General features: G+C 72.0%; 13 protein-coding genes and 1 tRNA gene. 8 read left to right on the forward strand and 6 right to left on the reverse strand.

Translation table 11 applies throughout. The features are described 5' to 3' along the window. Nucleotides 1-241 precede the first annotated feature (241 nt). From AC1VWI_RS19320 to AC1VWI_RS19345, 6 genes are all read left to right on the forward strand, one after another. A tRNA-Gln gene (locus AC1VWI_RS19320) sits at nucleotides 242-312 on the forward strand. A gap of 107 nt (nucleotides 313-419) precedes the next feature. Continuing rightward, nucleotides 420-1,859 carry a bifunctional UDP-N-acetylglucosamine diphosphorylase/glucosamine-1-phosphate N-acetyltransferase GlmU gene (gene glmU / locus AC1VWI_RS19325; RefSeq protein ID WP_499512259.1) on the forward strand — a complete coding sequence of 480 codons (1,440 nt, stop codon included), beginning with the start codon at nucleotides 420-422 and terminating at the stop codon, nucleotides 1,857-1,859. Between the two features lie 139 nt (nucleotides 1,860-1,998). Beyond that, nucleotides 1,999-2,976 carry a ribose-phosphate diphosphokinase gene (locus tag AC1VWI_RS19330; protein ID WP_329187428.1) on the forward strand — a complete coding sequence of 326 codons (978 nt, stop codon included), beginning with the start codon at nucleotides 1,999-2,001 and terminating at the stop codon, nucleotides 2,974-2,976. Nucleotides 2,977-3,163: 187 nt separating this feature from the next. Then, nucleotides 3,164-3,772, forward strand: coding sequence for a 50S ribosomal protein L25/general stress protein Ctc (locus AC1VWI_RS19335; protein ID WP_499512260.1), 609 nt, complete (start codon nucleotides 3,164-3,166; stop codon nucleotides 3,770-3,772). A gap of 85 nt (nucleotides 3,773-3,857) precedes the next feature. Next, nucleotides 3,858-4,445: an aminoacyl-tRNA hydrolase gene (pth, locus tag AC1VWI_RS19340; RefSeq protein ID WP_499512261.1), complete on the forward strand. Its 588-nt coding sequence runs from the start codon at nucleotides 3,858-3,860 to the stop codon at nucleotides 4,443-4,445. A gap of 48 nt (nucleotides 4,446-4,493) precedes the next feature. Then, nucleotides 4,494-4,988 carry a hypothetical protein gene (locus tag AC1VWI_RS19345; RefSeq protein ID WP_499512262.1) on the forward strand — a complete coding sequence of 165 codons (495 nt, stop codon included), beginning with the start codon at nucleotides 4,494-4,496 and terminating at the stop codon, nucleotides 4,986-4,988. 65 nt (nucleotides 4,989-5,053) lie between these two features. Here the strand turns inward: AC1VWI_RS19345 and AC1VWI_RS19350 are convergent, their stop codons facing one another. Continuing rightward, on the reverse strand, nucleotides 5,054-5,422 hold the full coding sequence (locus tag AC1VWI_RS19350) for a VOC family protein (RefSeq protein ID WP_499512263.1): 369 nt from the start codon (nucleotides 5,420-5,422) through the stop codon (nucleotides 5,054-5,056). A gap of 5 nt (nucleotides 5,423-5,427) precedes the next feature. Further along, nucleotides 5,428-6,249: a trans-aconitate 2-methyltransferase gene (locus AC1VWI_RS19355; RefSeq protein WP_499512264.1), complete on the reverse strand. Its 822-nt coding sequence runs from the start codon at nucleotides 6,247-6,249 to the stop codon at nucleotides 5,428-5,430. Nucleotides 6,250-6,370: 121 nt separating this feature from the next. Here AC1VWI_RS19355 and AC1VWI_RS19360 point away from each other — a divergent pair, with 121 nt between their 5' ends. Together AC1VWI_RS19360 and AC1VWI_RS19365 are read left to right on the forward strand one after the other, a co-directional pair. After that, nucleotides 6,371-6,868 carry a MarR family winged helix-turn-helix transcriptional regulator gene (locus AC1VWI_RS19360; protein ID WP_326575414.1) on the forward strand — a complete coding sequence of 166 codons (498 nt, stop codon included), beginning with the start codon at nucleotides 6,371-6,373 and terminating at the stop codon, nucleotides 6,866-6,868. A 242-nt stretch (nucleotides 6,869-7,110) separates the two neighbouring features. Next, on the forward strand, nucleotides 7,111-8,598 hold the full coding sequence (locus AC1VWI_RS19365; RefSeq protein WP_499512265.1) for an SH3 domain-containing protein: 1,488 nt from the start codon (nucleotides 7,111-7,113) through the stop codon (nucleotides 8,596-8,598). 75 nt (nucleotides 8,599-8,673) lie between these two features. On the opposite strand, the gene AC1VWI_RS19370 is transcribed toward AC1VWI_RS19365, so the two are convergent. The 4 genes from AC1VWI_RS19370 to galT form a co-directional block, all read right to left on the reverse strand. Next, entirely contained in the window at nucleotides 8,674-9,489 is an 816-nt protein-coding gene (locus AC1VWI_RS19370) for a LuxR C-terminal-related transcriptional regulator (protein ID WP_499512266.1), read from the reverse strand. A gap of 445 nt (nucleotides 9,490-9,934) precedes the next feature. Continuing rightward, complete coding sequence (gene galK, locus AC1VWI_RS19375; protein ID WP_499512267.1) at nucleotides 9,935-11,080, reverse strand: galactokinase; 1,146 nt, start codon at nucleotides 11,078-11,080, stop codon at nucleotides 9,935-9,937. Continuing rightward, nucleotides 11,077-12,066, reverse strand: a complete 990-nt coding sequence (gene galE, locus AC1VWI_RS19380) for a UDP-glucose 4-epimerase GalE (RefSeq protein ID WP_499512268.1) — start codon at nucleotides 12,064-12,066, stop codon at nucleotides 11,077-11,079. The genes galK and galE overlap by 4 nt, the downstream gene beginning before the upstream one ends. A gap of 99 nt (nucleotides 12,067-12,165) precedes the next feature. After that, nucleotides 12,166-13,215: a galactose-1-phosphate uridylyltransferase gene (gene galT, locus AC1VWI_RS19385; protein WP_499512269.1), complete on the reverse strand. Its 1,050-nt coding sequence runs from the start codon at nucleotides 13,213-13,215 to the stop codon at nucleotides 12,166-12,168. Between the last annotated feature and the right edge of the window lie 77 nt (nucleotides 13,216-13,292).

Below are 13,292 nucleotides of genomic sequence, written 5' to 3' on the forward strand. Positions count from 1 at the left end.
GTCCCTCAATGAAGGTCGGGGGCTACGCCACCGTAACTTACGGCTTCGTAAGTATGGCAGGGCTAAGTGAAGGCCGAACAGAGCACGCGTGTCGGCGGGAATACGGCTCTTGGCACTTGTACCCACCTTTGACGAGGGGAAGTACCGATCTTTCTCGTCGCATTGGAGGCCGCCGGTGCGGCATAGTGGTGGAGGCCAGACGGGCACCCTGACCGGATGTCCTGTTCGGCCGGGGTTTCCTTCCGCTGTGGTGTAACGGCAGCACTGAGGGTTTTGGTCCCTTAAGTCCGGGTTCGAATCCTGGCAGCGGAGCACTGACCGAAGGGTCGCGGCAACCGTCGCGACCCTTCCGCGTTCACCGCCCGAAACGCCCCGGTATCCTTCGGGTGACCTTCACCCCACGCCGAGGAGTCCGTTCCGTGAGCGCCCACCGCCCGGCCGCCGTCATCGTCCTTGCCGCGGGTGAGGGCACCCGTATGAAGTCGGCGACCCCCAAAGTCCTGCACACGATCAGCGGCCGCTCCCTGGTCGGACACGTCGTGGCCGCGGCCCGCGCCCTGGAGCCCGAGCACCTGCTGGTCGTGGTCGGCCACGCCCGCGAGCAGGTGACCGCCCACCTGGCCGGGACCGACGCCGCGGTCCGCACCGCCGTGCAGTACGAGCAGAACGGCACCGGCCACGCGGTCCGGGCGGGCCTGGCGGAACTCCCGGAGCTGTCCGGCACGGTGGTCATCACCGCCGGCGACACCCCGCTGCTCACCCCGGACACCCTGCGCTCACTGGTCGAGGCCCACACCGCCGACGGCAACGCCGTCACCGTGCTGACCGCCGAGGTCCCCGACCCGACCGGCTACGGCCGCATCGTGCGCGGCGCCGACGGCTCGGTGCTGGCGATCGTCGAGCAGAAGGACGCCACCGACGAGCAGCGGGCCATCCCCGAGATCAACTCCGGGGTGTTCGCCTTCGACGCGCAGTTGCTGACCGACGCGCTGGCCAAGGTGACCACCGACAACGCCCAGGGCGAGGAGTACCTCACCGACACCCTCGGCATCCTGCGCGAGGCCGGCCACCGCGTCGGCGCCTCGGTCGCCGAGGACCACCGCGAGATCGCCGGCATCAACAACCGCGTGCAGCTCGCCGAGGCCCGCCGCATCCTCAACGACCGCCTGCTGCACCGGGCGATGCTGGAGGGCGCGACGATCATGGACCCGGCGTCGACCTGGCTGGACGTCACCGTGGAGTTCGAACCCGACACCCTGGTGCTGCCGAACACCCAGCTGTACGGCGCGACCCGCCTCGCCTCGGGCGCCGTGGTCGGCCCCAACTGCACGCTGACCGACACCCTGGTCGGCCCCGGCGCCACGGTGAGCAACACCGTGGCCGTCAGCGCGGAGATCGGCGAGGCCGCCTCGGTCGGCCCGTACGCCTACCTGCGCCCGGGCGCCAAGCTCGGCCCCAAGGCGAAGGCCGGCACCTACGTCGAGATGAAGAACGCCACCCTCGGCGAGGGCACCAAGGTGCCGCACCTGTCCTACGTCGGCGACGCGACGATCGGCGACCACACGAACATCGGCGCCGCCAGCGTCTTCGTCAACTACGACGGGCAGGCCAAGCACCACACCACGATCGGCTCCCACTGCCGCACCGGCTCCGACAACATGTTCGTGGCCCCCGTCACAGTCGGGGACGGCGCCTACACCGCCGCGGGCTCCGTGATCACCAAGGACGTGCCGGCCGGTTCGCTCGCCGTCGCGCGCGGCCAGCAGCGCAACATCGAGGGCTGGGTGGCCAGGAAGCGGCCCGGCAGTGCGGCGGCCCACGCCGCCGAACAGGCCCAGCAGGCCGCGCCGGAGGCCTGACCGGCAGGGGAGCGCGTGCGGGGTGGCCTTCCCCACGTGCGCGGTCGCGCCACGCAGCGCGTACCGTGTGAGGTGCACACAATTCCGCCAGCTCCCTCACCGAGGGCGAAGCTGCGTTGAACACCAAGGAGACGGTGCAGTGACCGGGATCAAGACGACCGGTGAGAAGAAGCTGATGCTCTTCTCCGGCCGCGCACACCCCGAGCTCGCGGAGGAGGTGGCACGTGAGCTGGGCGTCAACCTTGTGCCGACGAAGGCCTTCGACTTCGCGAACGGTGAGATCTACGTCCGCTTCGAGGAGTCGGCCCGCGGCTCGGACGCTTTCGTCATCCAGAGCCACACCGCTCCCATCAACAAGTGGATCATGGAGCAACTGATCATGATCGACGCGCTGAAGCGGGCCTCCGCCAAGCGCATCACCGTGGTCGTCCCGTTCTACGGTTACGCCCGCCAGGACAAGAAGCACCGCGGCCGCGAGCCGATCTCGGCCCGCCTGGTGGCCGACCTGATGAAGACCGCGGGCGCCGACCGGATCCTCACGGTCGACCTGCACACCGACCAGATCCAGGGCTTCTTCGACGGCCCGGTCGACCACCTGTTCGCGCTGCCCATACTGGCGGACTACGTGGGCGCCAAGGTCGACCGCTCGAAGCTGACCGTCGTCTCCCCCGACGCCGGCCGGGTACGCGTGGCCGACCGCTGGTGCGACCGCCTGGGCGCGCCGCTGGCCATCGTCCACAAGCGGCGTGACCCGGACGTCGCCAACCAGGTCACCGTGCACGAGGTGGTCGGTGACGTGCGCGGCCGCATCTGCGTCCTGGTGGACGACATGATCGACACCGGCGGCACCATCTGCGCCGCGGCGGACGCCCTGTTCGCCAACGGCGCGGAGGACGTCATCGTCACCGCCACCCACGGCGTCCTGTCCGGCCCGGCCGCGGACCGGCTGAAGAACTCCAAGGTGAGCGAGTTCGTCTTCACCGACACCCTGCCGACGCCGGGTGAGCTGGACCTGGACAAGATCACGGTGCTGTCGATCGCACCGACGATCGCCAACGCGGTCCGCGAGGTCTTCGAGGACGGCTCCGTGACGAGCCTTTTCGAGGACGCGCACTGATCACCGTCTGATCGATTTCCGGGGCGGCCTCCCCGCCGGGTAGACTCTGCGAGTTGCTCGGCGAGGGAGGCCGTTCCCGTTTCGACGGCGGACTCCGTTATCGACGCGCTCCTCGTAAGTGGAACGGCCCGTCGTGGGCTGGGCGACCGACCGAAGTCCCGTCGTCATCACGAGGAGTGTGATCCCCATGTCCGAGGTGAAGATCTCCGCGCAGCTGCGCACCGAGTTCGGCAAGGGCGCCGCCCGCCGCATCCGCCGCTCGCACCAGGTCCCCGGTGTCATCTACGGCCACGGCCAGGACCCCAAGCACGTCGCCCTGCCGGGCCACGACCTGCTGCTCGCCCTGCGCACCCCGAACGTCCTGATCAGCCTGGACATCGAGGGTGACGGCAACGAGCTGGTCATCCCCAAGGCCGTGCAGCGCGACCCGCTGAAGGGCTTCCTGGAGCACGTCGACCTGCTCGCGGTCAAGCGCGGCGAGAAGGTCACCGTCGAGATCGTGGTCAACACCGAGGGCGAGCTCGCCCCCGGCGGCAACCTGCTGGAGCACGTGCTCAACGCGCTGCCCGTCGAGGCCGAGGCGACCCACATCCCCGACGGCGTCACCGTCTCCGTCGAGGGCCTGGAGGCCGGTACCTCCATCCTCGCCAAGGACATCCCGCTCCCCAAGGGCACCACCCTGGCCGTCGACGAGGACACCGTCGTCCTGCAGGTCGTCGCCGCCCAGGCCGAGGCTCCCGCCGAGGGCGAGGGTGAGGGCGCCGAGGGCGAGGGCGCCGAGGCCGCTGCCGAGTAAGTACGGGCAGCACCCGCAGTTCCCCGTCCGCCGCCCCGCTCCGCAAGGAGCGGGGCGGCGGTCCTGTTGAATGGACGACATGAGCATGAGCGCAGCGGAAAGCGCCCCCGAGGGGCCCTGGCTGGTGGCCGGTCTGGGCAACCCCGGACCGGAGTACGCCGGCAACCGGCACAACATCGGCTTCATGGTCGCCGACCTGCTCGCCGACCGGATCGGCGGGCGCTTCAAGACCCACAAGAGCCGGTCCCAGGTCGTCGAGGGGCGCATCGGCGGCCGCCGCGTCGTGCTGGCCAAGCCGATGACGTACATGAACCTCTCCGGAGGCCCGGTGACGGCGCTGCGCGACTTCTACAAGGTGCCGCTCGGCAACCTCGTCGCGGTCCACGACGAGTTGGACATCGACTACGCCACCCTGCGCCTGAAGAAGGGCGGCGGCGACAACGGCCACAACGGCCTGAAGTCGATCACCAAGTCCCTCGGCCCCGAGTACCTGAGGGTCCGCTGCGGCATCGGCCGCCCGCCGGGGCGGATGCAGGTCGCGGACTTCGTCCTGAAGGACTTCTCCTCCACCGAGCGCAAGGAGCTCGAGTGGTTCGTGGACCGCGCGGCCGACGCGGTCGAGTCGCTCGTCTGCGAGGGGCTGGAGAGGGCGCAGGGCACCTACAACGGTTGACCATCGAAAGGTTGACCGAGTGCCATGCAATGGCCAAGGATCGCCCGCATGGTCAAACGGAGTCTCGCCCGCCGCACCGCCGAGAGCGCCTGGGGGCTGCTGCTGGTCGGCCGCATCGTGGTGCTGAGCGCGCTGGTCCTGGTCATGCTGGCGGCCGGGGTGTGGACCTCGTGGAAGACCGCCCAGCACGTCATGCTCACCAAGGGCCGCGAGCAGGGCACGATGACGGTCTCCACCTGCGGCGCCGACACCTGCACCGGCCCCTTCGTGCCGGAGGGTCTCGGCTCCCTCCGTGGGAAGGTGACGATCGACAAGGCGGTCACCCACCGCACCGGCGAGCGGATACCGGTCGCGGTCAAGCCCGGCACGGACGACGTGGTGCGCACCGGGCTCGCCGGTGTGCTGCACGCCTGGGTCCCGCTGGGCGGCGCCCTGCTCCTGGCCTCCCTGGTCCTGGCCGGGGGGTTGCGCTGGCCCCGCACCGCCTGGACCGCCGCCCTGGCCGGCGCCGCGCTCCTGGGGGCGGCCTTCCTCACGCTGTGACGGCTGTGCCGGCTGTGCCGCCCGGCGGCGCCGGGCCCCGCGGGGGGACCGGCGCCGCCGGGGTGTCACACGGCGTCGACGGGCTCCAGGAACTCCAGACGGTTGCCGAACGGGTCGTCGGTGTAGAAACGGCGATGGCCCGGCAGGTCACCGTCCCAGACGACCGCGGCGCCGCGGGACTCCAGCCGGTCCGCGTAGACCCCGATGCCGCTCACGCGTAAGCCCGGATGGGCCTTCCGGGCGGGGCGGAAGTCCTCCTCGACGCCGATGTGCAACTGGACCGGGCCCGCGGCGAACCAGCAGCCGCCCCTGGCGGCGAGCACCGGCGGCTTGGGGACCTCGCTCATCCCCAGGACCCCCGCGTAGAAGGCGCGCAGGATCTCCTCGGAGCCGGGCGGGGCGGCGAGCTGGACGTGGTCGAGGGCGGTGATCATCGGGATCACCCCGCTTTCCGTGCGACGGCGAAGATCCGCCGGAAGGGGAAGACGGTGCCGTGCGGCCCCGCCGGGTAGGCCTTGCGCAGCAGGTCGCGGTACTGGCCGAGGAACTCCCCGGTGGCCTCCGGGTCGTCCTCGAGGGCGGTCAGCACCGGGCGCAGCGCCGTTCCCTTCGTCCATTCGAGCACCGCGTCCTCGCCCTGCAGGAGCTGTACGTACGTGGTCTCCCAGACGTCGACGTCCACCTCGACGTCGGGGATCTCGATGAGGCGCTCCAGGTAGCCGGGGGGCTGGAGGATGTGGACGTAGCGGCGGCCGTGTCCCTCGCCGAGGCGGTCGCGCCAGGCCGGGGAGTCGCAGAGGTCGCCGAGCAGCGCGTGACTGGGCGAGGTGAAGTTGCCGGGGACCTGGAAGGCGAGGACGCCGCCGGGAGCGAGGTGCTCGACCCAGAGGGGGAAGCGCTCGGCGTGGCCCTCGACCCACTGGAGGGCGGCGTTGGAGACGATCAGGTCGTAGGTGCCGTCGGGGACCCAGTGGCCGGCGTCGGCGGGGCGGAAGGTGAGGCTGCCGCCCCCTGCGGTGGGGCCCTCGTAGGCCCGGGCGGCCTCCAGCATCTCGGCGGAGCTGTCGAGGCCGGTGATCCGGGCATCGGGCCAGCGCTGCGCGAGCAGGGCGGTCACGTTGCCGGGACCGCAGCCGACGTCCGCGATCCGCGGGCTCGCGCCGGGCAGCTCCGGTATCCGGGCCAGCAGGTCGTGGAAGGGGCGGGTCCGGTGGGTGGAGTGGTGGAGGTACTGCTGGGGATCCCAGGCTGCTGCGGGCATGTTTCGAACTCCCTGGCGAGAGATGGATCTCTTCCTGCCGCCGACCTTGCCCACAAGGTTCCAGAGCTAATCTCTTGATGTCAAGAGACTTCATGTCGACACAACCCTTACACTGATCTCCATGGAGGACGAGGTCGATCGGCTGGTCGCTGCGTGGCGCAGGGAGCGCCCTGACCTCGACGTCGAACCGCTCGAGGTGCTCAGCCGGGTCAGCAGGCTGGCGAGGCATCTGGACCGGGCCCGTCGACTGGCGTTCTCCGAGCACGGTCTGGAGCCCTGGGAGTTCGACGTGCTGACCTCCCTGCGCCGCGCGGGCGCGCCCTACCAGCTCTCCCCCGGACAGCTGCTGACCCAGACGCTGGTCACCTCGGGGACGATGACCAACCGGATCGACCGGCTCACCAAGAAGGGGCTCGTGGAGCGGCTACCCGACCCCTCGGACCGGCGCGGCGTCCTCGTACGGCTCACCCCGGAGGGACGGGACCGGGCGGACCAGGCCCTGGCGGGCCTGCTGGCCCAGGAGCGGGCCATCCTCGGCGAGCTCTCCGGCCGCCAGCGGGGGGAACTCGCGAACCTGCTCCGACAGTTGACCGCACCCTTCGACAACGTCCCCGGCTGACGGCGATTACCCGGCGTAACCGCCAGGGAGTGATCACAAACGGCCACGCTCCGCCACCGGTTGCGCACACAAAGTGGCGCACTTAGCGTGATGACCGTGAACGCCGCATAAAGGCTCAAATGGCCACTTTTGCGGCTGCCGGCGCACCACATTCCGACAACGTCAAGTGGAAGGCGGTCGGGGCGCGTCCGGCTTCCATTTCCCTGGACCCCGCCGGGTCCCGCTCCACCTTGGAGATGCAGATGACTCTGCACACCCGCGCAAGCAAGATAGCCGCAACCGCGGTGACCGGCGCCTTGGCCGGCACCCTCGCCATCGGCACCATGGGCACCGCCTTCGCCACCGACGGCCGGCCTGCCGCCGGGGTGCCTGCCGCTCCTGGACCGGACGGCCAAAGTGAACTCGTTTCCCCCTCGGAGCGTCTCCGGGACCTGTCCCGTGAAGTGGCGGTGAAGTCCGCACGCTCCCCCAACGCAGCCCTGTTCCAGGGCCGCGTCGTCGCCCGTACGGGTCTGCGGGTCCGCAGCGGACCGGGCGTCCAATTCGGCAGCGTCGGCGTCATCCCCTTCAACGCCCTGGTGGCCATCGTCTGCAAGTCCGTGGGCAGCCCCATCGGCGGCAACCCCCGCTGGTACCAGCTCAGCGGCAACCTCTGGGCCTGGTCCTCGGCCCGCTTCGTCGCCAACGTCGGTCCCGTGCCCGGCTGGTGCAGCGGCACCGGTGGGGTCGGCGGCGTCGGCGGCGTCGGCGGTGTCGGCGGCGTCGGCGGCGTCGGCGGTGTCGGCGGTGTCGGTGGGGTCGGCGGCGTCGGTGGGGTCGGCGGCATCGGCGTCCCCGGCTTCGTCGGTGGCATCGGCGGCGTCGGCATCTGCCGCAACAACGGGCGCGGCGGCCGCGAGCACGGTCGCGGCGACGAGCGCTTCAACGGCGTGGACGACCCGTTCCGCGAGGACAGCCGCGCCGAGGAACCCCTGGACAGCGTCGCCCTCGCCAAGCGCAGCGACGGCCCCGGCGGTCGCGGTGGCCCCGGCTTTGTGGGCGGCGTCGGCGGTGTCGGCGGCGTCGGCGGTGTCGGCGGTGTCGGCGGTGTCGGCGGTGTCGGTGGCGTCGGCGGTATCGCTGGTCCCGGCTTCGTCGGCGGTCCCGGTGGCGTCGGTGGCATCGGCGGTGTTGGCGGTGTCGGTGGCGTTGGTGGCGTCGGCGGTCCGGGCTTCGTCGGCGGCGTCGGCGGCGTTGGTGGCGTCGGCGGTCCGGGCTTCGTCGGCGGCGTCGGCGGCGTTGGTGGCGTCGGCGGTCCGGGCTTCGTCGGCGGCGTCGGCGGAGTCGGCGGTATCGCCGGTCCCGGCTTCGTGGGCGTCCCCGGCTTCAACGGTGGCTTCAACTGCCGCGACAACGGCCGGGGCGGCAACCGCGGTGACAACGGCCGCGGCGGCAACCATGGGGACAACGGCCGCGGCGGCAACGGCGGCGGCAACGGCGGGGACAACGGCCGCGGCGGCAACGGCCGGGGCGACAACCGCGGCGACAACAACCGCGACCCCTTCGACGACGCGGGTGACAACCACCGTGGCGACAACAACGGCCGCGACCCGTTCGACGGCCTCAATGACCGCGGTCAGGAGAACGGTCACCGCGACCGTGCCAACGACCGTGACACCAGCCGCTCGGCGCCGACCACCGGCGTCAGCGGTGACCGCCCGGCGCCGGCCACCGGCGTCGGCGGTGAATGACCGCGGGTATCCGCGGTGACCCGGCGGGTCGCTCTCCCCGGTCACGGGGAGGGCGATCCGCCGCGCTCCATGCCGTCAGACGTGCTGGACCGGGGCCGCGGAACCCACCCGGCCGCCCTCTCCGTCGGCCGGTGGCACCCCGGCCCGCCGGGCCAGCGCCACGGCGGCCAGCGTCGAATGCACGCCCAGCTTGCCCAGCACGTTCTGCATGTGGGTGCGGACGGTGTGCGGCGACAGGTACAGCCGCTCGGCGACCGCCTTGCGGCCCAGGCCGGCCACCATGCAGCGCAGCACCTCCTGCTCGCGCGGGGTGAGCGACTCCACCAGCCGCTCGCTCTCCGTCCGGTGCCGGCGCGCGGCGGTCAACTCCCGCAGGACGCCGGTGAGCAGGGCGGGCGGCAGATGCGTCTCGTCCCGCAGCACGCCGCGCATCACGGCCAGCAGCCGGGACAGCGAGCAGTCCTTGGCGACCCAGCCGCAGGCGCCGGCCTGCAGGGCCCGGGCGGCGCGGCGCGCATCGTCCCGCTCGGCGAGCACGACCGTCCGGGTGGCGGGGTGTTCGGACCGTACGCGTTCCACCAGGGCGATGCCGTCGAGTCCGGCCTGGGCGCCGCCGTCGGCCGCGCCGAGCGGGGCGGCCCTGGGTGCGCCCATCACCCGGACCCCCACGGCGGACGTCGTCCCCAGGTCGGCGTCGACCAGGAGCACGTCGTAGCGGCGGCCGTCGGAGGCCGCGCGTTCCAGGCAGCGCTGGGCAGCCGCCCCGCTCCCGGCGGCCGAGACGTCGACATCGGGCTCGGCCGCGAGGGCGGCCGCGAGCGATTCGGCGAAGATGCGGTGGTCGTCGACGACGAGAACGCGGATTCGTCCCACGGGCCCCACTCCCGGCATTCGGCACTTCCCCCCACGGACGAGGTCGATGTGCACGGAGGCCCGGCACCTGGAGCGGACGCCGCACGCCGCCGGGCTAGCAGCCGTCCCCAACCAGGTACCGAACCCTTGTGTCTCGCCCCCTGATGCCGCCGGCCCCCACCGGCGCTGCCAAAAAGCGTAGGGGCAGGAGCAGACAAAGGCGCCCGAATGGAAAAACTTGCGGGACGGAGTTCCCCCGGGACGTGCCGGACTGTGGCCCACGGTGCGGTTTTCCACAGCGGTGGACGGAGAAAGGCGTGCCGGACCGCGGCAGCGCCGGTCGGGGCGCGGGCCGTGGACTCCCTGTCGTCGTCCCCGCGGTGTCCGACCACCCGCCGGGCGGGACGGACTTCCTGCCGTGCAGGCGTCCCACGGCAGGGAGCCGGCCCCGGTGCCGGGGCCGGCTCCCTGTCTCCGCAGCGGGTCAGACCAGCCGGCGGGCCCCCGCGGACGGCACCGCGGTGAAGATGCGCGGCTCGCGGTGGCCTGCCGTGGCGAAGGCACCGGCGATCGCCTCGGCGGTCTTCTCCGCGGCGGACTCCTCCACCAGCACGATCGCCGAACCGCCGAAGCCGCCGCCGGTCATGCGCGCGCCGAGGGCACCCGCCTCCACACCGGCCGACACCACCAGGTCGAGTTCCGGGCAGGAGACCTTGAAGTCGTCGCGCAGCGAGGCGTGGCCCTCGGTCAGCACCGGCCCGATGGCACGGGCGTCGCCCGTCTCCAGCAGTTCGACGACCCGCTCGACCCGGCGGTCCTCGGTGACCACGTGCCGTACCAGCGGCCGCAGCTCGGGGTCCTCGACGCGGGCGAGGGCCTCGTCGAGCCCCTCGTACGGGATGTCCCGCAGCGCGTCCACGCCGAGCAGCGCCGCCGCCTCCTCGCAGCCCGCCCGCCGCTTGCCGTACTCGCCCTCGCTGTGGGCGTGGGTGACCCGGGTGTCGACGACGAGCAGCCGCAGGCCCTGGGAGGCCAGGTCGAAGGGGATCTGGCGCTGCGACAGGTCGCGGGTGTCGAGCCACAGGGCGTGCCCCTCGGTGCAGCACGCCGAGGCGGTCTGGTCCATGATCCCGGTGGGGGCGCCCACGTAGACGTTCTCCGCGCGCTGGCAGAGCCGGGCGATCCGCCACCGCTCCAGGCCCAGGCCGTAGAGGTCGTTCAGGGCGACGGCGGTGACGACCTCGAGGGCCGCCGAGGAGGACAGGCCGGCGCCGGTGGGGACGGTGCTCTCGAAGTGGATGTCGGCGCCGGTGATCTCGTGCCCGGCCTCGCGCAGCGCCCAGATGACGCCCGCGGGGTAGTCGGCCCAGCCGGCACCGCCGTCGGGTGCGAGTTCGTCGACGTGCAGTTCGACGACGCCGGCGGGGACGTCCGGCGAGCCGCTGTGCAGCCGCAGCCGGCCGTCGGCGCGGCGGGCGACCGCGGCGACGGTGGTGTGCGGCAGCGCGAACGGCATCACGAAGCCGTCGTTGTAGTCGGTGTGCTCGCCGATCAGGTTCACCCGGCCGGGGGCGGCCCAGACCCCTTCGGGGCCGGTGCCGTACGTGGCGCGGAAGCCGTCCTCGCTCACTTGGCGCCCTCCCGGTCCCGCAGGTCCTGCACGAAGGTCCAGGCGTCGCGGACGATCTCGGCGAGGTCGGTGCGCGAGGGACGCCAGCCCAGGCGCTCCTTGGCCCGCTCGGCGGAGGCCACCAGGACGGCCGGGTCGCCGCCGCGGCGCGGGGCGACGACCTCGGGGACGGGGTGACCGGTGACCTGGCGGACGGTCTCGATGACCTCGCGTACGGAGAAGCCGTTGCCGTTGCCGAGGTTGCAGATCAGGTGTTCGCCGGAGGCGGGCGCGTCGACGGCGAGCAGATGCGCCTCGGCCAGGTCGGCGACGTGGATGTAGTCGCGGACGCAGGTGCCGTCGGGGGTGGGGTAGTCGTCGCCGAAGACCGAGATCGCCTCCCGGCGTCCCTGGGCGACCTGCAGCACGAGCGGGATGAGGTGCGACTCGGGGTCGTGGCGCTCGCCGAACGCCCCGTAGGCGCCCGCGACGTTGAAGTAGCGCAGGGAGACCGCCGCCAGGCCGTGGGCGACGGCCTCGCTGGTGATCATGTGGTCGACGGCGAGCTTGGACGCGCCGTACGGGCTGGTCGGCAGCGTCGGGTCGTCCTCGGTGATCGGGACGGACTTCGGCTCGCCGTAGGTGGCGGCGGTGGAGGAGAAGACCAGCCGCCGGACCCCGGCGTCACGCATCGCCGTGAGCAGGTCGAGCGTGCCCACGACGTTGTTGCGCCAGTACTTCTCGGGGTGGACGACGGACTCGCCGACCTGGGAGCTGGCGGCGAAGTGCAGCACGGCGTCGTAGGTGGCGTCGAGCACCTTCGCCGCGTCCTGGACCCGCCCCTCGACGAAGTCGGCGCCCTCGGGGACGCCGTCCCGGAAGCCGGTGGACAGGTCGTCCAGGACGGTGACCCGGTGGCCCGCCTCCAGCAGATGGGCCGCCACGACGCTGCCGACGTAACCGGCGCCTCCGGTGACCAGAACCTTCTTGGTGCTCGGGTCGCTCACAGGGTCACAGCCTTTCTCGGGTTCGACTCGGGGCCACGGTAGCGGCGCCGGATGAACACTCGCCGGTAGGGGGCGGGGTGACGATCACGGGTGCGCCGCTCACGGGGAGGCGACCTCCCTCAGGCGGCTCGCGGCGGTCTCCGGCGGCACGTCGTTGATGAAGACGCTCATGCCGGACTCGGAGCCCGCGAGGTACTTGAGCTTCCCCTCGGTGCGGCGGATCGTGAACAGCTCCAGGTGGAGCGCGAACTCCTCGCGCTGGGCGCTGCTGAACGGCGCCTGGTGCCAGCCGGAGATGTACGGGGTGGGCGGTGCCCCCTCAGGGCCGAACAGCCGGTCGAAGCGGCGCAGCAGTTCCAGGTAGAGCCCGGGGAACTCGGCGCGGGCCGCCTCGTCCAGGGCCGTGAGGTCCGGCACCCTGCGGCGGGGGTAGAGGTGCACCTCGTACGGCCAGTGCGCGGAGTACGGCACGAACGCCGTCCAGTGCTCGCCCTCCAGGACGACACGGCTGCCGTCCTCGCGCTCGCGCGCCACGAGGTCGTCGAAGAGGTTGCGGCCGCCGGTGGCCTCGCGGTGCCGCTCCAGCGAACGCAGCATCAGCTCGGTGCGCGGGGTGGCGTGCGGGTAGCCGTAGATCTGGCCGTGCGGGTGGCCGAGGGTGACGCCGATCTCCTCACCGCGGTTCTCGAAGCAGTAGACCTGCTCGACGCCGGGCAGCCGGGAGAGTTCGGCCGTGCGGTCGGTCCAGGCGTCGAGGACCAGCCGCGCCTGCTCGGGGGTGAGGTCGGCGAAGGACCTGTCGTGCCGGTCGGTGAAGCAGACGACCTCGCAACGGCCATGTTTTCCGGTGAGCGAGGGAAAGCGGTTCTCGAAGACGGCCACGTCGTAGTGGTCTTCCGGGATCTCGCTCAACCGGCCGTCCCGGGAAGGGCACAGCGGGCACTCGTCCGCGGGCGGGTGGTAGGTGCGGGCCTGACGGTGGGAGGCGATGGCGACGAAGTCACCGAGCAGCGGGTCCTGACGGATCTCCGAGGCGCTGGTCACCGGGTCCAGCGGGCGGCGGTCGACGGCGTCGCGGGGCTCGTCGTCGCGCAGGTCGTAGTAGATCAGCTCGCGCCCGTCGGCGAGCCGGGTCGATGTCTTCTTCACCCTGCGGGCTCCTCACACCACGCCAACAAACAGAACCAAACACAATGAACCACAACGCAACAGCAACGTCAACGGAG

The sequence above is a fragment of the Streptomyces sp. TOM-9 genome, assembly GCF_056858595.1.